Source organism: Campylobacter australis, assembly GCF_050586305.1.
GTDB lineage: Bacteria > Campylobacterota > Campylobacteria > Campylobacterales > Campylobacteraceae > Campylobacter_A.
In genome coordinates, this window is sequence record NZ_JAXUAA010000005.1 from 21,591 (window position 1) to 47,527 (window position 25,937).

The window sequence follows — 25,937 nt, forward strand, 5'->3', positions numbered from 1 at the left end:
CTTACGAATTTGCGCGAATTTGCCTTATCATCACGCGCTCTCTTGCCGCCACATAGGCGCCCCAGTCACCCTCATCATCCTCATGAAGCCTTGTTATCTTACAAGTTTTATCATTCATGGCTTTTAAAAATAGTGCCAGCGTTCGAACTGGAAACATAGGTAGTAAAATTCTCGCATAATAACACTCATCTTTTACAAAAGCTGGCTCGCTAACTTTAATGTATTCAAAGCCAATGTGTGTTATCTGTGCTTTTCCTAGTAGATTTATGCGAGGCTTTTTAGCGCCGCTTAATCGCTCGTTTAGGTCATCAAATTTTCTATGAAGTTCTATAAGAAGCGTTAGTAAAACTTGATCGCTCTCTTTAGTCTCGCCTCTTGCTTTTGCCCTTTTTAGCCATGCTCCAAGAGGATCTTCTTCGTTTTGTGTGATATTGCTAAACTCACGCAAAAAACCATCTTTATCGTTGCTTTCTATATCAAATTCTAGCTCTAAGCTAGCTGGTATTAGCCGAATTTTACTCATAACAAACTCACTAAAACAAATATAAAAAATAATATGCTAATATAGCCATTTAGTGTAAAAAATGCTCGGTCAATCTTTGTAAAGTCTGCTCTTACTATCTGATGCTCTTTATAAAGTATGATCCCACTTATAAGCACTCCTATGTAAGCCATCGCACCAAGCCCTGCCGCCCATGCAAAAAGCAACCAAAAAATAGTTGCAAGTGTGTGGAAGATAGCAGAGATAAACATGGTGGCATTTGCTCCATATATTGATGGGATACTAAAAAGTCCGTTGTTTTTGTCAAATTCAATGTCTTGTAGCGAGTAGAGCAGGTCAAAGCCAGCCGTCCAAAACACTATGCCAAGACAAAGTAAAACACTCCAAAGAGTAATCTCATTTGCCACCGCTACCACGCCAGCGATCGGTGAAAGACCTAGACAAAGCCCAAGTACAAGGTGAGCTAGTGGGCTAAAGCGTTTAAAAATTGAGTATCCGCCAAGCACAAAAAGTATCGGAAAACTAAGCCAAAAAGCAAGCGAATTTATGCAGGCTGCAACGATTATAAAGATGGCTGCATTTACTATGATAAAAATTTGCAAATTTTTGCGACCTATGCGACCATCTACACTTGGACGAGTAGCTGTTCTTGGGTTAAGTTTATCGATGTCTTCGTCTTTATAACGGTTAAAAGCCATGGCAAAATTTCTAGCTGAAACAGCGCAGATAAGACCTAAAAATAGCAACTTAAAGCCAAACCAAGGCGAGGCATTTGTCTCGTTGCTTGATACTATCATTGCTGTAAAGATAAAAGGCAGGGCAAAAATGGAGTGTTTAAATACTATTAACTCACCTATATCACTTAAAGTTTTTAAAAATTTTTGCATATCTTTCCATATATTTTTTATATGATTTTACAATCTTTTGCTTTAAAGTAAAATAGTACGCCCAGTTTTAGCCTATTTTTAACCGATTTTGTTAAAATGTTTGAAAATTTTGGAGGTTAAATGTTTAAACAGCTTGCGATCATTGGGACAACTGCAAGTGGCAAGAGTACTCTTGCTATTGAGCTTGCAAAAAAAACTCAAAGTGTTATCTTAAGTCTTGACTCGCTTTGTTTGTATAAGCAGATAAATATCGCAAGTGCAAAACCAACCTTAGATGAGTTAGCAAGTGTGCGACACTTTGGGATAGATGAGATTAGTGTTGATGAAAATTTTAGCGCTGGTATGTTTTTTGAAATTTATAAAAAATCCCTTGCATACGCAAAACAAGCAGATGTTGCTCTTATTATAACTGGCGGAAGTGGCTTTTATCTAAAAGCTATGCTTAGTGGGCTTACCCCAGATGTTGCAAAATGTAAAACTCCAAGTAATGCTGAAATTTATGAACTTGCAAGCAAGATAGATCCAAAATTTTTACAGAAGATAAGTCAAAATGATAGTTACCGTCTTGAAAAATGGTATCAAATTTATACTTTTTCTAAAACAGTACCTAGTCTTTGGCTAGAACAAAATACTAAACCACCGCTCATATCAGAGCTAGAAATTTATGAAATTTTGTGGGATGTACAAGAGCTTAGAGAGCGCATAAAGTTACGCACAAAGCTAATGTTAGAGCATGGCTTGCTAGATGAAGCTAGAATGCTTTTTGATAAATTTTCATCAGAGTGCAAACCTTTAAAGTCAATAGGATTAAAGGAGTGCGGAGAATTTTTAAATGGGCTTATTGAAAATGAAGATAAACTTTGTGAGCTTATAAGTGTTCATACCGCACAACTTGCAAAGAGGCAACGCACATTTAATAGATCGCAGTTTAAGAGAAAATTTATTGGAAATTTAGAAGAAGTAAAAAATCAAGCGATTAAATATTTAAAAGATTAAAGGGGCATGAGCCCCTAAAATTAGTGGAGTTCACTCCAGACTTTGCGCTTCCATAACCATGCAAAAATTCCAAAGATAAGGAAGTATATCATCGAGCCATAGCCTACGCTCTCTCTTTGTGCTTTTTTGCTATCGCCAGTTTTTTCTAGATAGTTAATTAGCTGATCAGAACTCTCTTTGTTAAGTCCAACACGAGGCATTGATGTGCCAGCTAGTACTTTTTGAGGGTCATTGATAAGCTTTTCAAGATAGTTATCTGAGTTTTTAGCTCTTATCATCATAGACAGATCAGGTGGATTTGAGCCCATATATGCTGCTAGATCTACACGGTTTGTAAGAGTGTATTTGTTATCATACTTATTGTCGTGGCAGCGTTGACAAGCATCTTCAAAAAGTTTTGCATCACTTATGCCGTTATTGTCTTTTTTATACTGCTCACCAACAGATTTTAGGTATGCAACAATATCTGCAAGCTCAACATTTATATCCCCACCAGTACCAAAAAATGGCAACATCGGAAAAGGCTTCTCGTCATTAAATTTATGAGAAAGTTTAACTGCTAGTGTAGGGTTTTTTATGACAGCTGCCAAGAATTTCTCATCATAAATTGAGCCTGAAGTACTAAGATCAGGTGGAACAATGCCAAAACTAGCGCTGGCAGTAGCGGCATCCATTGTAGCTGGCATGCCAGCAGCTTCTATGCCGTGACAGCCTGTACAACCAGCGGCTAAAAATGTCTCAGCTCCTCTTTTTGCATCACCTTTTGTAAAGTCGATAGCCTTTATCTCATTCCAAAATGTAACATACTCATTTAATGAAGCTTCTGCTTTTGCTATATCTGCTTTTGCGGCTTCGATTTTAGTTTTATCACCAGTTGCTTCAATGGCTGCAAGGGCAGCTTTTTTGGCTTGGATCACATGATTTGCCTGTGCTTCATCAGCTTTTGAGTAGTCAAAGTTAGCTTCAGATGTATGAACATGAAGCTTTGAGTGAGCATAAGGCTCAATACCCCAGTATAAAACGCCAGAGAGAAAAACAACTATGGCAAAAATTTTAAGCTCTTTCATAATTATCCCCTTCTCTTTTCGATTATACTAATAGCTGGAAGCATGACAATAAATAAGAATAAAAATAGCACTGAAAAACCAAATCCTAACCAATCCATAATGCCACCAGTTGGAACTTTACCAAGTATAGAAAGCGCTATAAGGTCGATCACAAGTAACCAAAACCATATAAAAAATAGCGGTCTTTTGTGTGCTGGCGCGACGACTGGACTTTGATCAAGTAGTGGTATGATCATAAATGCCGCTCCAGCAAATGCAAATGAAATTAGACCTATATTTGAAGCTGTTATGCCAAATATATCAAAGAAAAAGCCTCTTAAAATTTCATACTGCCATAAGAAATACCACTCAGGGTAGATATGCGGTGGAGTTTTTAGTGGGTTTGCAGGCTCAAAGTTTATAGGATCCATTGCAAAACCATAGTTAAAGCAGACAAGATACATGAAAAATATCATGAAAAACCCAACATACATAAAGTCTTTTGCTAAAAATCCAGGCCAAAAAGGTATAACTTTTGACTTGGCCTTATCACCTTTTAGATAAATTTCTGCCTCAACTTCAAAGTCAATCTCTTCACTAGTTTCGTTATTGACATGAGGAATTCTGAGTGAGTAAAAGTGTATCACTAAAACAGCTATTGTAACAAGCGGCAACAAGCAAACATGAAGCATAAAAAAGCGTGTAAGTGTTGCATCGCCAACTGCATAATCGCCCCTTATCCACTCAACCAAGTCAGGCCCTATAACAGGTATAGCTCCAAAAAGCTGAGTTATAACAGTTGCTGCCCAGTAGCTCATCTGACCCCAAGGTAGCATATATCCACTAAATGCCTCTGCTGAGAAGCAGATAAATAGCACCATGCCGCTTATCCAAATGATTTCGCGACCCTTTTTGTATGAGCCATAGTAAAGACCAGTAAGCAGGTGGATATACATTATAAGAAAGATGACAGATGCTGAAACTGCGTGTATATGACGCCACAACCAGCCGTATTCAACCTCTTGCATGATAGTTTTATTAACGCTGTCAAAGGCTAAATTTACATCTGGTTTATAATACATAAGTAGTAAAAATCCAGTTATAACAAGCAGCATAAAAAGTGTTGTAAGAATAACACCCATCGCCCAAAGGAAGTTAATATTTTTTGGTATCCAGTACTCGCTGACTAAGACTTTCATCAGTTTTGTAACTGCCAAGCGTTGATCAAGCCAGTCAATAACGCCAGTTGATTTATGAATTTGTGCCATATTTTACCCCTTATGCTTTACCAGATAGTTTTTCATACTCTGGACTTGTCTCGCCAAGAACTAGCTTTGTGCCATCTATCTTAAATGGAGGTATCTCAAGCGGGCGTGGTGGCGGTCCAAATGTGTTTATGCCATCAGTGTTAAATTCCCCAGCATGACAGGCGCATATAAAAGTTTGCTTTGAAATTTTATACTCAGGGATACAGCCAAGATGAGTACAAAGACCGATAACTACGGTATATCTTGCATCTCCTACAACAACATCACGCGCATCATTTGGAGCCATGCTCGCATCTTTTTTAAGTATAAAAATAGGCTTTTTACGCCACTCTACTTGTCTCATCTCTCCATCTTTCATTGGAGATAAATCAACAGTCGTAAAACCAGCCGCTTTGACGCTAGGAAGCGGATCCCATGTTTTTTTAACGGCTACAAGCGATATAGCGCCACCTGCTGCGGCTACTGCGCCGAATGCAAGACCGATAAAACTGCGTCTTTGTTGTTCTACGGACATACTATTCCTTTCGTGAATTTTAAGATTTACTTGAATTATAACGAAAAAGTATTAAAAATTTATAATAAAATTATTGTTGCTTTGGTTATAAGACAGCTTTAAAGAAACTATTTTTTAAACAAAGCCTTAAAAAAATCTAAATTTAGTGTTAGTGAGTGCGAATAAGCATCAATAACAACACCGGAGTATTTATCCATGTTTTCTAAAAGCATATTGGCGTAGTCTTTAAGCTGTAAATTTATCACCTCTTGCTCGCTATCATTTCGCCACTTCATCATCTCATCTTTGCTGCTAAATGCTGGGAAAAATCGCTCACCGCTCTCATCATCTTGGAGTAGGGCAAATTTTATATTTGAGCCTTCTTCTTCAAAAACTGCGCTTCCATCAGGATTTGCCAGTGGCGCAACAAGTATGATCGGTGCTAAAAACTGAGCCTTTTTAAGCTCTGCTATCAGTTTCATCTCAGCTTGTGCATCTGGTGTGTTTTTAAAATTTTTTATCGCTTTAATCAAACTCATCTTAGTCCTTAAAATATAAATTTAACATACAAAAAACAAAGGCAAAATATCCAGATAAATAAGATACTTGCTAGGATAAACGGCTTTAAGCCCATATTTTTAAAGGCATTTTTATTTAGAGTAAAACCAAGTGCACACATAGCCATACAGAGTAAAAATACACAAAGCCAGTTTAGAACAGTTAGAAAAATTTCTGGTAAGTTTAGTAGTGAATTTATGCAAGCTACGATAAAAAAATAGAGTGCAAAAAATGGAAATACACTCTTTTTTTCGCCCGAGGTTTGTTTAAAAATTCCAGACAGCAGTATCAAAAAAGGCACTAGCATCAAAACTCTAAGCATCTTAACTATAACCGCACTTTGTTTTGCTTCATCGCTAATAGCAGCTCCAGCGGCGATAACATGTGCCACTTCGTGAAGTGAAGCGCCAGTAAAAACACCCATAAAAGTATCATTAAAATCCAACAAATTTAGTCTAAAAATAATAGGATAAACAAACATAAAAGTTGTTCCAAAAAGAACAACTGTGCAAATAGCTGTGGCGGTTTCTTGTTCGTTTGATTTTATAGTGCTAGAGCTTGCCATTACAGCAGCAGCCCCACATATACCGCTTCCAGAGCCAATAAGGGCACTTAAACTCTTACTAAGTCCAAGAAATTTACCTATAAAAAGTGCTATAAAAAAAGTGCTAAAAACTACTAAAAACGCTAGTATCATGGTGTTTGAGCCAAGCTCTGTGATGTTTTGAAAATTTATACGAAAACCAAATAAAATAATGCCAAGTCTTAAAATTTGCTTTGTTGAGATAGTCAAAATCCCGCTTTCTTTTAGCAAGTGTGCTTGGCGCGGTAATAAATTTGCAATCATCATCCCAAGTATAACTGAGATTATTAATGGACTAATGTAAAGTGTTGAAAATGGTGGAAAAAGAGATAGTAAAAGTGAAAAAGACACAAGAAAGATAAGGCAAAACCAAGCAAATTTATATGTAAAAAAATGCTTTAAGCTTTGCCCTATCATCTCTTACATGCGCTCTTTTGCTACAATGCCCATGAGTGCAAGTGAGGTTTTTATACTAAGTGCAACAAGCGCAAAGAGCTTTAGTAGTACATCTTCATTTTGGCTACCAATAACTCTGTTTTCGTTATAAAATTTATGAAAGCTCGCGCAAAGAGACTTTAGATATTCTGGTAGTTTTTGAAGCGCTTTTTGTAAAAATGCATCTTCTAAAACTTCACTTAAAGTAAGTGCTTCAAACAACAAATTTTTCCCGTTTTCATCAAGCTTGCTAAGGTTTGCGTTAGCTATGCTAGAGGTTGATTTTCCAGCTTTTGTAAAGACTTGGTTTATCCTTGCATGAGCGTAATTTATATAATAAATTGGATTTGAGCTATCCTCTTTTTTAAGCTCATCTACATCAAACTCAAGACTGCTTGTATTTGCTTTACTTATAAAGATAAAGCGTAAAGCATCGGCACCTATTTCAGCGGTAATATCGCTCATAAGTATAGCATTGCCAGCTCGCTTACTCATTTTGTAAGGCTTACCATCTTTTAGTAGGCTTACCATTTGCATTAGTAAAATTTCAAGTCTGTTTTCATCATACCCTAAGAAATTTATAGCTGCCTTTAAGCGCGTTATATATCCGTGATGGTCGGCTCCCCAAATGTTTAAATACTCATCATATCCACGCTCAAATTTGTCATTATGATAGACTATGTCGCCAGCTAGGTAGGTTGGTCTACCATCATCACGCACGACAACACGGTCACTATCGTCATTTAGTTTGGTTGATGCGATGTAGGTTGCACCATCTTTTTTATACATCTGTCCTGAACGCTCAAGCTTAGTGATAGTCGCATTAAGTTTATCATAATAGCTTTTTTCACTAGCCCAGCTTTCTATAAAGATATTTGCCTCTGCTAGATCTTTTTTGATGATGTCAAGGACTATGTCTTTGCCAAATTCTGCTAATTCAAGGTTTCTGGTTTCATCTGTAAAAATTTCTTTACCAAATTTAGTAAATGCTGCATTTGCAATATCTGCGATATAGTCACCTCGGTAAAATTTCTCTGGATATGTAACATTTTCGCCGAGTAAATTCTCTTTGGCCCAAAGACTAATGGATGTGCCAAGCAGGTCTATTTGATTGCCTGCATCATTGATGTAGTACTCTGTGGCTATATCATAACCAATATGCTTACCTATGCGTGCTAGTGTATCACCATAAACTGCACCGCGCACATGCCCTATATGTAGCGGACCAGTGGGATTTGCGCTTATGTATTCGATCAATAGGCTTTTTTGTTTAGGTTCTGAGCTAGCAAAACTTTCGCCACTATTTAGTGCTTTTGTGGCACAGTCGTTTAAAAAAGCTCCTTTTAACTTGAAATTTAGGTAGCCATTTACTGCACTAGCTTCAAAAATTTCACTATCTGCAAATTTGCTCACAAGCTCTTGGGCTATGAGCATTGGTGAGCGTTTAAGCTCCTTTGCCAAACTAAAGGCTATCGGAGTTGCGTAGTGCGCTAGGTTTTTATCTTTTGGTTTTTCAAGCACAAATTCACGCTGTAAAACCTTGAAAATTTCAGCTTTTACAATATCTTTCAAAGCTTATGCCTGTATTTTTTCTTCTACTTTTGTTTCAGTTGTCTTCACATCAGAAGTTTTTTCCTCGACTTTTTCTACTGGCTTTTCATCTTCCATTTCGGCTTTAAAACTCTTTATGCCCTTGCCAAGACCTTTTGCAAGTTCTGGAATTTTCTTTGCTCCAAACAATAAAACGATGATCGCAAGTATTATTAATAACTGCTGAACACTGATACCCATTTTTCACTCCTTAAAATTAAAACTTTGATTTTATCATAAAATTTTTAAAATTTAGCAATCTATCCAATTTTCTACTGTTTGTCTAAGGTTGATATTTGTGCTTTTTAGGCGCATTGCACGCACGATAGATCTTAGTCCTTTGTAGCTTTTTTGTATATCATCATTTATTAAAAAATAGTCGTATTCTAATATATGCTCCATCTCTCCAACTGCGTTCATTAGGCGGTTTTCGATAGTTTCAGCATTATCAGTTCCACGGCTTTCAAGCCTTTTTTTAAGCTCTTTTTTGTTTGTTGTGGTTATAAAAACTGATGTGATAAGACTTTTAAATTTTTCTCTTGCTATTGCAAAGCCCTGTACATCGATGTCAAAAACAACTATATTACCAAGTTCAAGTTGCTCTTTGACTGGTTTTAGACTGGTGCCGTAGTAGTTTTTATGTACTTGAGCCCACTCCAAAAACTCATCGTTTTTTATCCCTTCTTCAAATTCCTCTTTGCTGATAAAATTATAATGTACTCCGTTTATCTCACCATCTCTAATAGCCCTAGTCGTGCTTGATATAGAGAAGTAAAGTCCTTTTTCTTCAGAAAAAAGGCGTTTTAAAAGTGTACTTTTTCCACTTCCGCTAGGTCCTGAGACAAGTAAAATTTGCCCCTTCACTCGTTTTCCTCAAAGCTTATATTTATCTTAATATTCATACCCTTCAGCGCTTCTCTTATCGAGCTTGCGCTAATTGAGGCGGAAATTTGCTGTGAAATTTGCTCTTTTATTTGAGAAACAACTTCATTTGACTCAGCAATCTCTTGTGCTTTTGTCTCTTTTACTTCATTAGCTATTAGGATCTCAGGTTCGTTTGCTGGCATACCAAATGCCAAAAGCATAGCATTTTCAGAGATGTCATCTATATCTTGCATAGCGCTAGTATCAATGTTTGAACTTAAAATTTCATCATTTAACTCATCTTTAAATTCATTTACTAAATCGTCTTGTTTGTTGGCTTTATTGGCTGTTTGCTCTTCTTTTAAAGCCTCATCAAAAATATCTTGTTCTATCTTTTCTTCTTGCATGTCATCTAGACTTTCGTACATTTGTGTTTCTTTTATCTCGGTCAAATCTTCAGCTGCATCAAGCTTTTCTTGCTCCATTAAAATTTTATCATCTGTTAAATCTGTTTTTTGATCACTATCTAGTGCTAAAGTATTGATGTCAAGCTCATCAAGCATATCTTCATTTTCAAGCTCACTCTCATCAACAAGGGATGGAATTTCTTGATGTTTTATCTCATTTTCAAGCACGCTCTCGTCAATCTCGTCATCAAGGTTTATTTGACTTTTTTCAGAAGTTTTTGTCTCATCATCAAGTTCAATCTGGCTTTTTAGCTCTGCTTCATCTAAACTAAGCTCATCATCTGTAGCTTTATCTAAGGCTTCATTTTCAAGCTCATCTAAAATTTCAGGCTCGCTTTCATCTATTTCATTTAGGGCGTTTTGTATATTTTTTATCTCATCATCTTCGCTTATATCGCTAAGTTCATCTACAAGGTTGCTTACATCAAATGCCTCTTTGTTTGTAGGTTCGCTTGGTTGCTCTATAATCTCGTCTGACATGTGCTCTATCTCATCAAGAACAGAATTTGCGTCATCACTAAGCTCATTTGCCTGCTCTTCTTCAAAATTTAGATCACTATCATCAAACTTGATCTCGTCGTCGCTTGTCTTGGAAATTTTATCGCTATCTTTTTGTGCTTCATCTAACACAAGGTCATCAAGGTTAAATTCATCTCCATCGCCCTTTATCTTGGCATCATCATCTATGCTAAGCGCCATCTCATCAAGCGTGTTGTCCATATCTTTGTCTTGTGCTTTTTCATCTTCTGGTTCGCTTAAATTTAAGTTCATCGCAATATCAAGTTCGTTGCCTATATCAAGCTCTTCGCCTATATCAAAAGCGCTTGATATGTCAAGTTCTTCTGGCTCTTGTAAAGGTTCTATGTCTGAAATTTCTGGTAGTTCAAAGCTATCAAACTCTGCTTCTAAATTTGTATCTTCATCTACAAATACATTTTGAGATTCTGTCTTTGTACTTGGTTGCTCTTGTGGTTTGTTTTGCTCAAAAAGTGTTAAAAATTCTGTTGGCAAAAATGGCTTTTCAAGGCAAATTTCACCGACTTTTTCACTGCCACGAGGCACTAAGTGCATCACTTTGCTAGCCCACGCGCTAAGTGTTTCGTTACTGGCATCTACATCGCTATCAACAATAGCAAAATCAACTTTTTCTTCAAGCAAACTCGCATCCTCAAGCTCGATATACTCAGCGCCTATCTTGTTTAAGCTAAGAGTTATGAGGCGAGAAACAGCTGGATTTTTATTGATTAATGCAACTTTCATGGGCTCTCCTTAATAAATTCCTAATTTTATGATATTTTTCATTTTGCTTTACTTAATTTTAGAAAAATAATGACGGATAGTCGTTTATTATGCGTAGTGTAAGGTCTGTAAAAATTTTCATAATACCTGCTAAAATAGCCACCAAAACAGCAAAACCTATGGTTATTTTTATAGGATAGCCGATAACTAAAAGGTTAAATTGTGGCATCGTTTTCATAAGCATACCAAAGATAAGATCAGCTAAAAGTGATAAGGCTATGATCGGAAAAGCTAACATAAAACCAAACATAAATAGGTTTAACATCGCTTTTGAGGCATACATAGCAACTCCTGAACGCGGATAAAAGTCGCCAAGAGGTATGTGTGCGAGCGAGTTTGCGTAAAACTGTATAAGTAAATGATGTCCATCAAAAATCAAAAAAGTAAGTAGAGCCATGAAATTTATGATATTTGCGATGACTGGTGAGTTTGTGCCAGTTTGCGGATCAAGAACTGTTGCCATCGAAAAGCCCATAACCATGGAAATTTGCTCCCCAGCCATTGAAAGAGCCCCAAAGATGATATTTAAAAGCAAGCCAGCGCAAAGTCCGAGCATGACTTCACTTAATATATCAAAAACTAAGAAATTTATAGGGTTTTCATGAACTTTTGCAAGGGGGAAAAGAACGATACTAAGTGCCATAACGAGTAGCGTTTTTACACTTAGCGGAATTTGGTTGTGCGAAAAAAATGGAAAAAATACGACAAGTCCGCTAAGTCTAGCGAAAAGTAGCATAAATTTTATCACTTGGTCTGCACCAAAAAACTCCACTAACTCCATTTTTACCTTATTTTTGTTTTTTATGATTTTAGCGTGTTTTGATTAAAATTTACAAGTGTTTTTATAAGCAAAAGGAGACAAAGCCCCTTGTTTTACTTTATATCAACAACTAAAGTTGCTAAAATCATCTCCACATCACACACTTCTTTGTCTTTATAAGGGCGCTCATGAGTAACTTCTAGTAGCCATTTTCCAGGCTTTAGCGCTAAAATTTCTATAACACCTTTTAGGTCTGTTGTACCAGAAAAAGCGTGCTTATCTTTTAAAAATCCATCAAAAGTTCCAGTAACTTTTGCTGTTTTTAACGGCTTACCATCAAGAAATACTTGAACTTTAAACGGTTTATCGACTTTTAATTCAAAAGGATCACTAAGTGGAACTATCTCAATACTTTGTCCTATCGGGCTGTGTATAAAGTCATGCTTTTTATCGCCAATTGATATTACTCTTTTAGCTGCCATAGTGGCAACCTCACAAAATTCAACATTTTTCACATCTTTTCTAGTTTTATCCATGTGCCACTTACCGTCGCTATCTTGCGACCAAAATGTAGGCTTATAGTCTCCTGCTAAAATATAACTAGCATCAGTTAGTTTTTCAGTAGAAAATTCGTAGTTTTCTCCTGATTGGTTCAGTTTAACTTTTGAGCCGTCTTGTTTTACAATATAAAGCGGATCAAAAAGTTTAACTCTTTTTTCTGAGATTTTTTCTGGGGCTGGAAAGTCATGTCCATAGCCTATATGCGCATTGAATTTATCCTCATTCTTGCCATCCACCCAAAAATCGTGAGCCATAGAGGTTCCAACTAATCCAGCAACAGCTAGACAAATTAAAGTTTTTTTCATTTTTACTCCTAATTTGAAAATGTAAAGTTCTATTTTAACTTAATGATAATTAAAATCAAATAAAATTAAGATATATTTTTGATTTTTATTTGATATTTGTTGTTTTTATATTTTTAGAAAGTGGGTTTGGTTATATTTGTAAAAGTTGTTTGTCTTGAAGTTTATATGCACAACTGCACTGTTTTGCTAAATCATTATCGTGAGTAACGATAGCAAGTGCAGCGTTGTTTTCTAGGATGTATTCAAAAAGAACACTCATAACATCACTTGCTGTTTCTTTGTCTAAATTTCCAGTCGGTTCATCAGCAAAGATGATTCGTGGTTTTTTGCTAAGCACTCTTGCGATACTAACTCGCTGTTGTTGCCCTCCGCTTAGTTCGCCAACTTTATTATTTAAAACATGAGAAATTTTAAGCGCATCAAGGTATTTTTGCTCTATTGGTTTGTTGGCTAAAATGCTTGCTAGTTCGATATTTTCAAGTGCGTTAAAGCCCTTAAAAAGGTAGTGTGCTTGGAAGATAATGCCAAAATCATAGCGCCGAGTTTTTATAAGCTCATTTTGCGAAAGCGAGTAAAGCGACTTTGTATTGTAGATAACTTCGCCTGAATTTGGCTTAAGGAGTGTTGAAAGTATGTGAAGCAGGGTGCTTTTGCCACACCCACTCACGCCTAAAATCGCCGTGCTTTCGCCAGCATTTAGGGTTAAATTGACATTTTCAAAGAGCGTATAATCATACGCAAAACTAAGATCTACGCCCTTTAAAATTTCCATTTTTAGCCGATTTGTGCTGCTACTTCAGCTGCAAAATCATCTACTTTTTTCTCAAGTCCTTCGCCAAGTTCAAAGCGGATATATTTTACTATCTCTATTTTTCCGCCAAGCTCTTTTGACTTCTCAGCTATAACTTGCTCGATCGTCTTTTTATCGTCCATTACATAAAACTGACCAAGAAGCGTTAGGCGCTGATCTAGCACAGTGTTGTCTGCATAAAAACGCTCAATTTTGCCAGGGATGATTTTGTCCCAAATTTTCTCAGGCTTACCCTCAGCTCTTAGCTCGTCCTCGATAGCTTTTGTAGCCTTTGCAAGCTCTGTATCGCCGATCTGGCAGCGACTTGCGTATTCTGGGATGTGATGAAGTGGCTTACCAAGGCGTTTAAATTCTTCGTTTTCTTTTTCAAGCTCAGCGCGAAGCGCGATAAATTCTTTCTCAACGAACTCTTTATCAAGATCTTTATAGCTTATAACATCTGGTTTCATCGCTGCTGCATGCATACATAGGTTACGGATGAAGTCTTGAGCTTTATCGGCTATCTCTTCGCTCTCGCAAGCTGCGCCGATTAGAACGCCAACACGACCATTTGAATGCACATAGCCATTTACAACGCCCTTTGCGTCAGCTGTGATCGTCTCAAAGCGGCGAACAACCAAATTTTCACCGATAGTTGCAATCTGGCTTTTTAGATACTCTTCAAATTTTACGCCATTTATCGTGCTTGCTGTTAGCTCTTCAACGCTTTTTATGCCGTTTGCTTGGATATGTGCGGTCGTATCTTTTGTAAGAGCTTGAAATTTATCATTTTTAGCGACGAAGTCTGTTTCTGAGTTGATCTCAGTAATCGTAGCTTGTTTGCATTTTTCACAAACTTCAACAGCCACAAGACCCTCGCTAGCAAGGCGGTCAGCTTTTTTAGCAGCCTGACCCAAGCCCTTTTCGCGAAGCAAATCAACGGCTTTTTGCATGTCGCCATTTGCTTCAGCAAGTGCCTTTTTACAATCCATCATACCAGCTCCAGTGCTTTCGCGGAGCTCTTTTACCATCTGTGCCGTGATTTCCATTATTCTTCATCCTCCGCATCAAAGTCTTCCTCGCTCATAGCCTCAGCCACAACAGCATCTTTTTCATCTTGACTAACTTCTTCTTTAGCGTTTTCATCAGCATCTTGCTCAAGAAGTGATTTGCCCTCATTTATAGCCTCAGCCATCTCTTGGCAGAAAAGCTGAACTGAGCGGATCGCGTCGTCGTTGCCAGGAATTGGGAAATCAACTACATCTGGATCGCAGTTTGTATCGATAGGTGCTACAACTGGTATTCTTAGGCGATTTGCTTCAGCAACTGCGATTTTTTCTTTAACAGTATCGATAACAAATACCATATCAGGCAAGTTTTTCATATTTCTAATACCGCCAAGAGTTGCAAGCAACTTCTCTTTTTTGCGGCGAAGCATTAAAGCTTCTTTTTTAGTTAGTAAATTTATAGAGCCATCTTCTTCCATAGTTTCGATAACTTCGAGTTTGCGGATACTTTGGCGGATAGTTCCAAAGTTTGTCATCATGCCACCCAACCAGCGGTGATTTACATATGGCATACCGCATTTTTCAGCGTATTCTTTAATCGCTTCGATAGCTTGTTTTTTAGTACCAACAAAAAGGATAGTTTTGCCCTCAGCTGCCGCATCACGAACGATGTTGTAAGTATAACGGAAGTAGCGGATTGTCTTTTGTAGATCTATGATATAGATACCTTTTCTCTCGCCAAAGATGTATTTTTTCATCTTTGGGTTCCATCTGCGTGTTTGGTGTCCGAAGTGAACGCCGCACTCTAGCAAATCTCTCATTGTTACCATTATGGTTCTCCTTGTGCGCAATGTGCGCGAAATTTAGTTTTACCTCCACACCCCTTAACGCTTGAAATTTTAATAAAATTTCAAAAACGCAACCAAATTTAGGATTGGTGTGTGTGAAATAAGGGTTGGATTATACTTAAATTTTACTAAATTCAAGCTAAAATTTTGCAAATATATCTATTTAGCTTGAATTACCATATTTATCAACTCATCATCGATACCATTACAGCTATTTTCAAAACTATCTCCTTCGTATATTTCAAGTCCACATAAGCCTATATATATTTTGTTAAGTATTCCATTGTCATGAAAATATTTATCATACCTATGATATTGATTTTTATACCTAATGCCACCACTTAAGCGAACCAAGCGATTATTGTTTTTAGCTACTTCCGATACAAGTTAACCATGTTCATATATGCCTTCTATGTAATAATCTTCTCCTGTTTCTTTGTATATACCATGTTGTTTTCCGTTTGCATATTCAGTTTCGTATACGATGTTTCCACTAATTCTTTTGCACATACCATCTCTTTCTCCATTTTTATAGTTGCACTCTTGCACTATTTTTCCATTTCGATTCCACTCTATTACTAATCCATCTTGTTTTCCATTTATATAATTAACTACTTTGTATTTGCTTCCATCACTGTTAAAATGTCTTTCTTCTCCTTCTTTATTTACCATCTTTGTAAAAAACTTCATAATCTGTAACCTTATAAATATATGTCTTATGCCAACCATTAGCAATTCCATTTACAAAAGTTTGTTCTGACATAAGTACATTATTAGCATTATAACTCTTTACTGTGCCGTGAATTTGATTTTTGTCATTATAAGGTATAACTTCTGTGACATTTCCAAATTTTACCTTCTCATATCTATCAATACCATCACCACAACCAATCAAACACGCTACAATAGTTAAAATAGTTAATAATCTTTTCATTTTTTGCCTTTAAATAAATTTTCAAAGTAACCAAGTGCATTTTTTACCGCCACTTTGTCAGTGTTATCGTGATTTAAGAGTTCGTTTAAAAATGCTAAAACAAACTTATTGTAAATTCGAACATATTTACACTTTGGATAACCTTCTTTACTATATTTTCCATCTTTGGTTATCAGCCATCTAATGGCAACAGATTTGCCTTCATGTGAATTAGGATAAAATAAAAACGAGAAAAAATGACAAAGCGAGACATAGCTGGATATTTAGGCGTTGATGTGCAAACTCTTAGAAACTGGCAAAAAACTAGACCAAATTTATACAGAGTGATAATGCAAGGACTGGCGATAGACGAAGCAAAATTAGCATTAAAACAAAGCTATGAAAAGCTTGAAAATTTAAATAAGTCGGAAAAATAGCGTTTTATTTACGACGCTTACTTTGTCATTTGTTGTTTTTATTTTGGCAAATTTTTCATTTTCAAGCTGGGTTTTTTAGACTATGCCAAATAGCAATCGAACCAGGGTTAGTAGGATCAGAAGGACAACCTATCTCTAAAACAGTATCGTCAATAACTATTTCGCCTCTATTTTGAGCATCTAAAAGTTCTTGTATGAAATTTAAATTCCAGCCCTGCTGTATCATAAATTCTTTATGTTGTTTACTGGTTTCGCCTAAAATTTTTGTTTGAAAACCATAAGGTTCTAGATGAACACAACGCACATTTTCAGCTATATTTGAGACTTCTTTAAACCAGTTACTTGGTATTTGCTTAACTTGCTCTATGGTATGGGCGGTAAAGACAAAGGCTCGTTTAAATTTATATTTTTTGATGATACTGATGTCAGGTGTTAGGTGATTAAAATGAAAAAAAGTTGCGTTCATATTTGGTGTAGCTTTTGCAAGCTCTGTTGCTATTTCTACACCGCTTTTTGTAAATTCTCCACCAAAGTATGGTACATCTCGTGGTCCACCAGAGTAAAAGATTGAAAATAAATTTTTACCGTATCCGCAACCAAGCTCTACAATACAGTCGTATCTGCCACTTTGTTCAAGTACATCGATTAAAAAATCCGTATAAAGATAGTAGGCATGGTATGGAATGACTATGTATTTGCCGTTTGCTGAGCTGTATTTTAATATCGCAACATCAGCAAAAGAGAGTGAATTACCGTTTTCGATTTCGCGCTTTTCCCACCCTACTTGACCGTCATCGTTTTTTACAAGATAGTATGAGCGCTCTTTTTTGGCTAGCTCATTTATAGCCTGATATGTGTTTGCCCCCCCCCCCTTAAGCATTCTCGCATAAATTTAGCCCTATAAACCCATGCTTTTTCGTAAAAATCCTGCCAAATTTTCTCCTGATATGCCATTTTGATCCTTTTTATAACTTTGTACTAAGTATAATTAAAAATTTATAAATTTGCATTTAAAATATAAAATTTTCTTAATAAGCCTCTTGTGATATTCTGTATTTAATTGTCAGGATTAAATTAAAAATTTTCTGGATTATGGCTTATTGGTCGGTTGTATGCAAAATGCCTAAATTTTACCTCCACCCACCAAAACATCGGACTTACCGATATGTTTTGGAGTGTAGAGATTTGCATTTTTGAGTAGTAACATCTTGCGCTCATTTTACAAAAATTTGTAAAATTATAACGCAAATTTGCTTTTTTAATTCAAAATTATTTTATATCAAATGTAAATGTACTTTCATAAACATCTTCATCGCACTTTTTTAAATCGGCATGAGGAGTTTTGTGAAGTACGCTGATAGCGTATGTGCCAGCTTTAAAAAGTTTTATGTTTATACGACCTTTATCGTTTGTTTTACCCCAGAAGGCGCGCTGCTCGTTGTCGTGAGTATTTTCAAGATAAGGACTTATTACACCCACATCAGCTCCAGCAAGAGGCTCACCTTTAAACAAAACTTGCATACCAAAAAACTCATCTACAGCAAAATTTGCAGGGTTGGTTAGTGGGACTATCTCAAGGGTTTGACCGATTGGTTTTGTAACTATCTCATCGACAACGCCGCCAGCATTTATAACGCGTTTTGCACTCATTTTTGCTAGCTCGCAGTACTTAATATCTTTGCCATTTGTGCGGTCAGTGTGCATATCCCATTTGCCATCATTTTTTTCGCTCCAAAATGTAGGCTTATACTCACCAACTGCCATATATGAACCTTTTGTAAGCGCTTTGCCTTCAAAGTTGTAATTTTTACCAACTTGTTTGAGTTCGATCTTTTTACCAGTTTTTTGATCAAGTATAAACGGCTGTTCAAAAAGTTTTATGCGTTTTTCTGAGATCTCTTCAAAGCCTGGAAATTCATGTCCGTAACCTATTTTAACATTTAAATCTTTGTCATTATTTGTGACTAGCCAAAAATCGTGTGCGTTTGCAACTGAGACGATAGAGCCAGCTAAAAGCAGGCAAAGTGTTTTATTTATTTTCATTTTTGCTCCTATTTTGAAAATTTAAATCAAAATACTAGCGAAATTTTCCTTTTATGCAACTTAGTTGCAAAGATAGATTAAATCAGCTTAGTGAAAAAGGTAGTTTTTGGTTTTAAGTTTTAAAGGCAAGAAGTTTTTAATCTTTTTATCGGCGTCGCTTAGGATAGATAAAATTTGCAAATTTGATACAACATCATAGCTTAAGTCAAGCGATGTTAAAACTTTACAGCTTTAAGTTTCTACTTTTTGGACTTATGTCTAGCTCTTTGTAGTTTAGCGTTTCTTTGCGTAGAAATTTCTCTCGTCCTGCTCTAGCTATCATTAGCGCATTATCTGAACAAAACTCAAGTGGAGCAAGAGTAAGTTTGCAGTCAAAATCTTTGCAAAGTTCGCTGATATTGTGGCGTAAAATAGGATTAGCGCTAGCTCCTCCAACTACACCAAAATGTTTGAAATTTTGCTCTTTAAAGATGAGTTTTAGTTTATCCATTATATGAGCGCAGGCGGTTTGCTCAAAAGCATAGGCTATGTTTGCCTTATTAGCTTGCAAATTTTCACCTTGCGTTTCTATGGCTAACCTAACTGCATTTTTAAGCCCTGAAAAGCTGTATTCTAATCTTTTATCGCCACGAAGAGGGATGCTAAATTTAAATTTCTCTTTATCGTTTGCACTTTGTGCTAGATGGCTTATGATCGCCCCACCTGGATATCCAAGCCCCATCATTTTAGCCACTTTATCAAAGCTTTCACCAAAGCTATCATCGCTTGTTTGAGCCAAAATTTCAATACAGCCATTTTTGTCGATATTTAGCACTAAAGTGTGTCCGCCACTAACTAGCAAAATGCCAAGCGGAAGCGAAATTTCGCTATTTAAAAATAGCGAGTATATATGACCAACTAGGTGATTAACAGCGATAAGCGGTACATCTAGAGCTATGCTTAAAGATTTTGCCATGCTTACACCGCTAATTAGACTAACACTAAGTCCAGGTTCATTTGTAACGGCGATAGCTTTTATCTGTTTAAAGTATGGCTTTATATCATTTAAAAGAGCAGGGAGCGCTTGTGTGTGAAGTCTAGCTGCAAGTTCTGGGACTACGCCACCATATACCGAGTGCTCAAGCTCTTGTGAAATTTTTTTATGATATATAAGCTCTAGGTTTTTACTGTTAATGAGTGCCACAGAGCTATCATCGCAACTACTTTCTATGCCCAGTATCATTCAAACTCCACTAGTATCATGCCTGCATAACGGTCTGGTATGCTTGATGTGTCATAAAACTCGATACGATAAATTTTGCCAGCCTTATCTACGCTAAAGCTTTTGTCAATCATCTTTTTATCTATTTTTTCGCCAGCTTCATCGCTAAATTTTGCACTATAGCCGATTATATTTGTTCTTATGTTTGGTATTTTTTCAACTTCAAATGCGTTTTTTACCTTTATCGTTTCCCCACTTTTTAGGATGAAGCTTTGTTTGTCTGCTAAAATTTTGATACCATCAAGCTTTTTTACATAGCTAAAATTTTGTGGGATTAGTCTTGTCATTAGGCGGTTCCCATAGCGAACTTCATATCCATTTTTAGTCTTTATAACAGCTACTAGTGGATTGTTGCTTGTGTATTTTAGCTCATCTTTTGGAAGCGGTATATAGTTTAGACTCGGTCGCAAACCTTTTAAATTTAAGACAAAATAATCATCAAAAAGGCTTAGATGTATATCTTTTTCAATGGCATCTTTAACAGCTTTTACATTTAGCTCAAATGGTCTTGAAAACTCGATACCAACAAGCTTAAAATACTCTTCTATTGCTAAAAGATGGTAGTAAGTTCTTTGTTCTGCGTTTAAATTTTTACTAGCTTCATTTGCAAAGGCTGACTTGCCTTGAGTGATTGCAAAGTAAGTAAGAGACTTTAACATCTCAACATCACCTTTTGCGGTTTGTGTGTTTTTAACATTGTATGCGTGTTCTTTGGTTAGTTTTTTTGTATTTATCCCATTTTTTGTTTGCTCTGCAACTCCGCCAAGCTCAGGGTAACTAGCGCCTATAAGCTCAGATTGATCAATGATAACAGTGTTGCCCCATTTGTTTGGATTGCGATCTTTGTTTATAAAAGTTGGCGAATAAAAACCGCTTCCATCGTGTAGGTTTAGTATCAAGGAGACATTTTTGTCTGTGATTAAAGATTTTATCTGAGTTATTGCTTTATAGTCAGGATCGCTCTTATCAATATGTGCAAATTTTCGATTCATATCGCCTTTTGTACCACGACTTCTTTCTATAATGCTTTTAAAATTTAAATTCGGTACAACCCAAAGGCTTCCTTTTGTTATGTTATAATCAGTTGCGACTATCGATGCTGCTAAAAATCCTCCTGGCTCATCACCTTGTATGCCGCCTATTAAAAGCATAGTATTGTCATCTTGTATGCCCTTTTTATAAAGCGTGTAGTCAAACTGAGATGCATTTAAGGATACAAAAATAAAAATCGTTAAAATTTTAATCGCTTTCAAGCATTTTCCTTGCTTTGTGGTAGTATGAGATTAAGCAAAATTCCTATAATCGCACCAAGCCCAATGCCTGAAAAGCTAACTATCTCAAGGTCTATAACCATGCCACCTATGGCAAAGACAAATATTAGCGCTACGATTATCATATTTCGTGGCTCATTTAAATCAGCCTGACTTCTTATAAGCATTTGCATGCCAACGCTTGCTATAACTCCAAAAAGTAGTAACATAATACCACCTATAACAGGTTGAGGTATAGTTGATAAAAATGCTCCAAGCTTGCCAACAAAAGCCAGAAGTATGGCCGCTATGGCTGCCCAAGTCATAATAGCTGGATTATAAGCTTTTGTAATGCTAACCGCGCCAGTAACCTCTGAGTATGTTGTGTTTGGTGGACCACCAAAAAGTCCGGCTATACTCGTTGCTACGCCATCACCAAGTAAGGTATTTTTAAGTCCTGGTTTTTTTAAGAAATTTTCTTTTGTAACATTTGATATAGTTAGCATATCTCCGATATGTTCTACCGCTGGGGCTATGGCTATAGGTATCATAAATAAAATAGCTCCAAGTTCAAAACTTGGCGCGGTAAAATCTGGCACTGAAAACCACGCAGCATTAGCAATAGGCGAAAAATCTACTATACCCATAAAAAGCGATGCGATATAGCCTATTAATATGCCAAAAAGTATAGGTATCAGCCTAAAAATTCCCTTACCAAAAAGCATTAAAAAAATGGTCGCCATAAGCGATAAAAATGCTATGAACATAGCTTGAGTAGGTGTGTAGGCTGTAGCTCCAACACCCATTGTCATCTTTACAGCCGCTGGAGAGAGTATAAGACCTATAGTCATGATAACAGGACCAACAACAACTGGCGGAAGTAGTTTATGGATAAAATTTTCCCCACGAAATCTTATTAAAAAACTTAGTACAACATACAAAAGTCCAGCTGCTATGATACCGCCCATAGTTGCGCTAAGCCCCCATTGAGAGATACTAAAAGTTATAGGCGAGATAAAAGCAAAAGAGCTTGCTAGAAATATAGGTGGCACCTGCTCGTGGTTTATTAGCTGAAATGCTAAAGTCCCAACTCCAGCTGTAAAAAGCGCAACATTTGCATTTAGTCCAGTAAGCATAGGCACAAGCACTAATGCACCAAACGCCACGAACAAAAACTGCACTCCAACAAGGCTATCTTTTAACCTAAATTTATAACCATCATACTGCTGCATATAACCCCCTAGTATAAGCTCTAACTTCATCATCAAGTTCATAAATATCGTTTTGGTTTTGTATTTTTATGCCATTAAATTTCTCAAATGCCTTTAAAACAGCCTTTGAAATATCTAAAAACTCACACTCATTTTTTAAAAATTTATACACCATAAACTCGTTTGCGGCATTTACTACAACACCCATATCTGGAGCCTTTAAAAGCTCATCTTTTAGTGAAAAGATAGGATATTTTTTAAGATTTATCTCTTTAAATTTTATGGGCTTTAATGTTAGTAAATTTGTATTTTGTATGATATTATTATCTATATTTTCAAGTATTGCATGGGCTATAGCAAGCTTCATATCGGCTTTTGAGATATGCGTAACGCTTGAGCCATCAACAAACTCAACAATCGCATGTACCATAGATGTTGGTTCTATATATGCTTGTATATTTTTTGTATTATAAAGCCAGTAAGCCTCCATGACTTCAAAAAGTTTGTTTGCCATACTTGCACTGTCTATGGTGATCTTTGCGCCCATATCCCAGTTTGGATGTTTTAATGCATCATTTGCTGTGGCTGTTTTTAGAAATTTTAGTGGCGTTTTGTAAAATGCCCCGCCACTAGCAGTTATTATAAGTTTTGATACTTTCGTTTTGTTTTGAAGCAAAAATTTCAATCCAAAATGCTCACTGTCGATTGGCAAAATTTCATCTGTTTTTAGAAATTTGCCACCAACAACAAGGCTTTCTTTATTTGCGAGCGCGAGAATTTTTCCAAGTTTTTGCGTTGCTATACTTGCGCGAAGTCCTGCAAAACCAACTATGGCATTTACCACTTTTTGGCTTTTGCAAAGTTCTAGCATATCTAAAATTTCATTTCCAACAAAGACTTTATCATGCTTTACTTGTGAGCGTAAAGAGCCGTCTTTTATGCATACAAATTTTGGCTTAAATTCTACTATTTGTTCGTTTAATAACCCTACATTTGTTCCGCAACTAAGAGCCTCTATCGCTATATTATGTTGCTTGCAAAGCACAAGAGTGTTTGTGCCTATACTACCAGTAGAGCCAAGAACTACCACGAAAGCGACCAAAGAAGCGCAACAACGCCAAATAAATACCCATCGATCCTATCTAGCATACCGCCGTGACCCGGAAAGAGTGATCCGCTGTCTTTTGCCCCTACTAAGCGTTTTAGATAGCTTTCAAACAAGTCTCCCCATACGCTAAAAATGCAGATTAAAAAGCTTGCAAAAACGACATGCACAGTGGCGTCCATTACAAAATTTCCACATATAGTTCCAACTATCGTTCCTATTCCAAGTCCGCCTAAAACACCTTCTAAAGTCTTGTTTGGTGAGCTTGGGCTAAATGGATGTTTGCCAAAAAATTTACCTACAAAATACGCTCCACTATCGCAAGCCACGACCGATAATATAAGCCATGCAAGGTACTCAATGCCGTACTCTGAATAAAGCATCCAAATAAGAAAAATAGGCGTGGCTGGGTATAAAAATGGTAGCACGGCTTTTATATTATCACTTTTTATGTGTGCAAGTACTGAAACTACGATTATAACAGCTAAAAGAGCGATATATATAGGGTTTGTAAGTAAAGTTAGTGTATAAAAAGCGATCACAATAAAAACAAGGCTTTTTTGATCAATATTATAAAGCTTTAAAGCTTCAAGAAATGCCACAGCAAGGACTATGCCAAGGATTATAAAATTTAAAAAATAGCTATTTATATAAAAGATCGCTAGTATTACAGCAAGCATCGTAAGACCAGTTATCAGACGAGTTTTCATAACATTTTCCTTAATTTTTAGTGATTTTATCAAAAATTTGCTTATATTTTTATATCGATATGAGTTGGTTCGCCATCCTCATCATAAAAAATTTCTTGAATTTGTTCGCTTTTGGCTTCTGGGCTATTATTATTGGCTTCGTTTTCGTTTTGCATAGCAGCTTGCTCTTGATCGCTTTTTGATTTTTCGTGTTCATTTTCTGGGTCGATCTTGTAAGCTTCTTCTGTTGGTCTAACCTCTGTTATTTCGTTATTGTCATCAGCTGCTACTTGCATGGCAAGGGCATTTTGCATGTCAAATCTGGCTTGCTGGTTTGCATTTACAGATGAGACGACGGGAGCATTTTGGTTTATAAAATTTGCATTGCCTATGGGTGTTACTGACATATTATCCCCTTTTATTTTATGACTATTATCGTCTGAAAATCGATATAATTTACATTTGCGCCGTGTAAAATTTTCACATTTTGTCGCTTTGTATAATCAACTTCATACCTTCCAGCTCCATTCACGCTAAAATTTACACAAATTTTTGCAGCAAAATTTAAAATCTCATCACTTGGATTTAGTTTGTTTGTTTTTATGATAACATGTGCGCTTGCAATATCTTTCATGTGCATCCAGACATCGTTTTTTCGGCTATTTTTAAGAAGCTCTATATTGCCTTTTTCATTTTTTCCTATCGAAATTTTATACTCATTTATATAAAAATTTTGGATATTTTCGCTATAGTTATTTTGATTTTTTGATAAATTTGATCTTTTTGGATATAAAATTTCAAGCTCAGAAACTGATGTTGCGTTTTGTAACATCTGCTCTAAATTTGTATAAAAGCGTAACTTTTCACTTAAATTTTCACGCTCTAAAACTACGCCACTTGCCTTTTGTGCAAGGCGTTTTGCTCTATTAAAGTATGTATTTGCAGATATTTTTGGCGTGCTATCAAGGTTAAATGAAATTTCTTTGCCATTAAAATCTTTTAGCTTAAAGCTTCTTTGATGGTCTCTTAGGTTGGCTAAATTTGCTAGTAAAACTGTTCCTTGGAGGCGTAAAATTTCACTTTGTTGGCTTAGTTCGTGTTCGTTTTCAAGGTTATTTAAATTTGCCTTTAGAGCTTCTATTTTTTTATCAATCTGTCCTAGTTTTATAGCTTTTAAATTTGCTAAAAAGCCGCTATTTAGCCTATCAAACTCAGATTTTAAAAAAGTGTGAAAGTCTGTTATGGTGGCAGTTTGTCTCTCTTTTATCTGGATAGGCTCAAGCATCTTTAAAGGCTTGTTTGGTTTTATCGTTCTAAAGTCATTTTCTATATGCCTAATCGCATCGATAATAATGCCGTTTTCGTCTGTTATGATGGCATTTGTAAATCGTCCAGTAAATTCTAGATAAAACTCACTTTTTGTACTTTTGTATGAGCCATCAAGCGAGGTTGAAATTTGTAAAATTCTATTATTTTCTGGGCATTTTATGCAGGTGATTTTAGCCCCTTTTAAGCGTTTTTTTAGTGCATTATCAAATGGAGCATTATAGTTTTTTATAGTGCTAAAGTCATCATTTATATAGATTGAAGAGTCTGATTTTGAAAGATCAAAAAATATATTTTTGCCATCAAAATTTATAAGAATTTGCATATTAGCACTTCTTTTTATATCATTTATTTTTTTGAAATTTGCAAGAAAATCAGCAATCTGTCTTAGGTGTGCGTATTTCATTTTTACCCTTATTTTTTGCGTTATTATACAAAAAATC

General features: G+C 36.1%; 29 protein-coding genes. 2 read left to right on the forward strand and 27 right to left on the reverse strand.

Going from position 1 to position 25,937, the window contains the following annotated elements; all coding sequences use genetic code 11:
• Window position 1: 1 nt before the first annotated feature.
• Both U5B17_RS07235 and mqnP read right to left on the reverse strand, forming a co-directional pair.
• Window positions 2–523: a hypothetical protein gene (locus U5B17_RS07235; RefSeq protein ID WP_430804678.1), complete on the reverse strand. Its 522-nt coding sequence runs from the start codon at window positions 521–523 to the stop codon at window positions 2–4.
• Window positions 520–1,389, reverse strand: a complete 870-nt coding sequence (gene mqnP / locus U5B17_RS07240; protein WP_430804679.1) for a menaquinone biosynthesis prenyltransferase MqnP — start codon at window positions 1,387–1,389, stop codon at window positions 520–522. Before mqnP ends, U5B17_RS07235 begins: the two co-directional genes overlap by 4 nt.
• A 120-nt stretch (window positions 1,390–1,509) precedes the next feature.
• On the opposite strand from mqnP, the gene miaA reads away from it, so the two are divergent.
• Window positions 1,510–2,385, forward strand: coding sequence for a tRNA (adenosine(37)-N6)-dimethylallyltransferase MiaA (gene miaA, locus U5B17_RS07245; protein ID WP_430804680.1), 876 nt, complete (start codon window positions 1,510–1,512; stop codon window positions 2,383–2,385).
• Window positions 2,386–2,405: 20 nt separating this feature from the next.
• Here miaA and U5B17_RS07250 read toward each other — a convergent pair whose 3' ends face one another.
• The 16 genes from U5B17_RS07250 to U5B17_RS07325 all read right to left on the reverse strand — a co-directional run bounded on the left by U5B17_RS07250 (window position 2,406) and on the right by U5B17_RS07325 (window position 16,193).
• Window positions 2,406–3,452, reverse strand: coding sequence for a c-type cytochrome (locus tag U5B17_RS07250; protein WP_430804681.1), 1,047 nt, complete (start codon window positions 3,450–3,452; stop codon window positions 2,406–2,408).
• A 2-nt stretch (window positions 3,453–3,454) separates the two neighbouring features.
• On the reverse strand, window positions 3,455–4,699 hold the full coding sequence (locus tag U5B17_RS07255; protein ID WP_230057186.1) for a cytochrome b: 1,245 nt from the start codon (window positions 4,697–4,699) through the stop codon (window positions 3,455–3,457).
• A 10-nt stretch (window positions 4,700–4,709) separates the two neighbouring features.
• On the reverse strand, window positions 4,710–5,213 hold the full coding sequence (gene petA / locus U5B17_RS07260) for a ubiquinol-cytochrome c reductase iron-sulfur subunit (RefSeq protein WP_430804682.1): 504 nt from the start codon (window positions 5,211–5,213) through the stop codon (window positions 4,710–4,712).
• A gap of 107 nt (window positions 5,214–5,320) precedes the next feature.
• On the reverse strand, window positions 5,321–5,731 hold the full coding sequence (locus U5B17_RS07265) for an SseB family protein (protein ID WP_430804683.1): 411 nt from the start codon (window positions 5,729–5,731) through the stop codon (window positions 5,321–5,323).
• Window positions 5,732–5,739: 8 nt separating this feature from the next.
• Window positions 5,740–6,750 (reverse strand): YeiH family protein, encoded by a 1,011-nt coding sequence (locus U5B17_RS07270; protein WP_430804684.1) that lies wholly within the window; start codon window positions 6,748–6,750, stop codon window positions 5,740–5,742.
• 3 nt (window positions 6,751–6,753) lie between these two features.
• On the reverse strand, window positions 6,754–8,340 hold the full coding sequence (argS, locus tag U5B17_RS07275) for an arginine--tRNA ligase (protein ID WP_430804685.1): 1,587 nt from the start codon (window positions 8,338–8,340) through the stop codon (window positions 6,754–6,756).
• A 3-nt stretch (window positions 8,341–8,343) separates the two neighbouring features.
• Window positions 8,344–8,559 (reverse strand): Sec-independent protein translocase subunit TatA/TatB, encoded by a 216-nt coding sequence (locus U5B17_RS07280; RefSeq protein ID WP_430804686.1) that lies wholly within the window; start codon window positions 8,557–8,559, stop codon window positions 8,344–8,346.
• A 51-nt stretch (window positions 8,560–8,610) separates the two neighbouring features.
• On the reverse strand, window positions 8,611–9,222 hold the full coding sequence (gene gmk, locus U5B17_RS07285) for a guanylate kinase (protein ID WP_430804687.1): 612 nt from the start codon (window positions 9,220–9,222) through the stop codon (window positions 8,611–8,613).
• A complete protein-coding gene (locus U5B17_RS07290; protein WP_430804688.1) occupies window positions 9,219–10,949 on the reverse strand; it encodes a hypothetical protein in 1,731 nt (576 codons plus the stop codon). The genes gmk and U5B17_RS07290 overlap by 4 nt, the downstream gene beginning before the upstream one ends.
• A 58-nt stretch (window positions 10,950–11,007) precedes the next feature.
• Window positions 11,008–11,769: a flagellar biosynthetic protein FliR gene (gene fliR / locus U5B17_RS07295; protein WP_430804689.1), complete on the reverse strand. Its 762-nt coding sequence runs from the start codon at window positions 11,767–11,769 to the stop codon at window positions 11,008–11,010.
• Between the two features lie 92 nt (window positions 11,770–11,861).
• Window positions 11,862–12,614, reverse strand: a complete 753-nt coding sequence (locus U5B17_RS07300) for a DUF4198 domain-containing protein (protein ID WP_430804690.1) — start codon at window positions 12,612–12,614, stop codon at window positions 11,862–11,864.
• Between the two features lie 130 nt (window positions 12,615–12,744).
• Window positions 12,745–13,386 carry an ABC transporter ATP-binding protein gene (locus tag U5B17_RS07305; RefSeq protein ID WP_430804691.1) on the reverse strand — a complete coding sequence of 214 codons (642 nt, stop codon included), beginning with the start codon at window positions 13,384–13,386 and terminating at the stop codon, window positions 12,745–12,747.
• Between the two features lie 2 nt (window positions 13,387–13,388).
• Window positions 13,389–14,453 carry a translation elongation factor Ts gene (tsf, locus tag U5B17_RS07310; RefSeq protein ID WP_430804692.1) on the reverse strand — a complete coding sequence of 355 codons (1,065 nt, stop codon included), beginning with the start codon at window positions 14,451–14,453 and terminating at the stop codon, window positions 13,389–13,391.
• Window positions 14,453–15,241, reverse strand: a complete 789-nt coding sequence (rpsB, locus tag U5B17_RS07315; protein ID WP_229933472.1) for a 30S ribosomal protein S2 — start codon at window positions 15,239–15,241, stop codon at window positions 14,453–14,455. Before rpsB ends, tsf begins: the two co-directional genes overlap by 1 nt.
• A gap of 405 nt (window positions 15,242–15,646) precedes the next feature.
• Entirely contained in the window at window positions 15,647–15,949 is a 303-nt protein-coding gene (locus tag U5B17_RS07320; RefSeq protein WP_430804693.1) for a toxin-antitoxin system YwqK family antitoxin, read from the reverse strand.
• The gene (locus U5B17_RS07325; protein WP_430804694.1) at window positions 15,921–16,193 is read right to left on the reverse strand and encodes a toxin-antitoxin system YwqK family antitoxin; all 273 of its coding nucleotides are present in this window, start codon (window positions 16,191–16,193) and stop codon (window positions 15,921–15,923) included. The genes U5B17_RS07320 and U5B17_RS07325 overlap by 29 nt, the downstream gene beginning before the upstream one ends.
• 236 nt (window positions 16,194–16,429) lie before the next feature.
• Between U5B17_RS07325 and U5B17_RS07330 the strand changes: the two genes are divergently transcribed.
• Entirely contained in the window at window positions 16,430–16,609 is a 180-nt protein-coding gene (locus U5B17_RS07330; RefSeq protein ID WP_430804695.1) for a hypothetical protein, read from the forward strand.
• 61 nt (window positions 16,610–16,670) lie between these two features.
• Here the strand turns inward: U5B17_RS07330 and U5B17_RS07335 are convergent, their stop codons facing one another.
• From U5B17_RS07335 to U5B17_RS07375, 9 genes are all read right to left on the reverse strand, one after another.
• Window positions 16,671–17,489, reverse strand: coding sequence for a hypothetical protein (locus tag U5B17_RS07335; protein ID WP_430804696.1), 819 nt, complete (start codon window positions 17,487–17,489; stop codon window positions 16,671–16,673).
• Between the two features lie 389 nt (window positions 17,490–17,878).
• Window positions 17,879–18,652 (reverse strand): DUF4198 domain-containing protein, encoded by a 774-nt coding sequence (locus U5B17_RS07340; RefSeq protein WP_430804697.1) that lies wholly within the window; start codon window positions 18,650–18,652, stop codon window positions 17,879–17,881.
• Between the two features lie 223 nt (window positions 18,653–18,875).
• Window positions 18,876–19,874 carry a tRNA (adenosine(37)-N6)-threonylcarbamoyltransferase complex transferase subunit TsaD gene (gene tsaD, locus U5B17_RS07345; RefSeq protein ID WP_430804698.1) on the reverse strand — a complete coding sequence of 333 codons (999 nt, stop codon included), beginning with the start codon at window positions 19,872–19,874 and terminating at the stop codon, window positions 18,876–18,878.
• Complete coding sequence (locus tag U5B17_RS07350) at window positions 19,871–21,166, reverse strand: M99 family carboxypeptidase catalytic domain-containing protein (protein ID WP_430804699.1); 1,296 nt, start codon at window positions 21,164–21,166, stop codon at window positions 19,871–19,873. The genes tsaD and U5B17_RS07350 overlap by 4 nt, the downstream gene beginning before the upstream one ends.
• Window positions 21,163–22,395, reverse strand: coding sequence for a uracil-xanthine permease family protein (locus U5B17_RS07355; protein ID WP_430804700.1), 1,233 nt, complete (start codon window positions 22,393–22,395; stop codon window positions 21,163–21,165). Before U5B17_RS07355 ends, U5B17_RS07350 begins: the two co-directional genes overlap by 4 nt.
• A complete protein-coding gene (gene dxr / locus U5B17_RS07360) occupies window positions 22,382–23,476 on the reverse strand; it encodes a 1-deoxy-D-xylulose-5-phosphate reductoisomerase (protein WP_430804701.1) in 1,095 nt (364 codons plus the stop codon). The genes U5B17_RS07355 and dxr overlap by 14 nt, the downstream gene beginning before the upstream one ends.
• Window positions 23,458–24,189, reverse strand: coding sequence for a phosphatidate cytidylyltransferase (locus tag U5B17_RS07365; protein WP_430804702.1), 732 nt, complete (start codon window positions 24,187–24,189; stop codon window positions 23,458–23,460). Before U5B17_RS07365 ends, dxr begins: the two co-directional genes overlap by 19 nt.
• A 41-nt stretch (window positions 24,190–24,230) precedes the next feature.
• The gene (locus U5B17_RS07370) at window positions 24,231–24,575 is read right to left on the reverse strand and encodes a hypothetical protein (protein WP_430804703.1); all 345 of its coding nucleotides are present in this window, start codon (window positions 24,573–24,575) and stop codon (window positions 24,231–24,233) included.
• Between the two features lie 11 nt (window positions 24,576–24,586).
• Window positions 24,587–25,900: an NFACT RNA binding domain-containing protein gene (locus U5B17_RS07375; protein WP_430804704.1), complete on the reverse strand. Its 1,314-nt coding sequence runs from the start codon at window positions 25,898–25,900 to the stop codon at window positions 24,587–24,589.
• Between the last annotated feature and the right edge of the window lie 37 nt (window positions 25,901–25,937).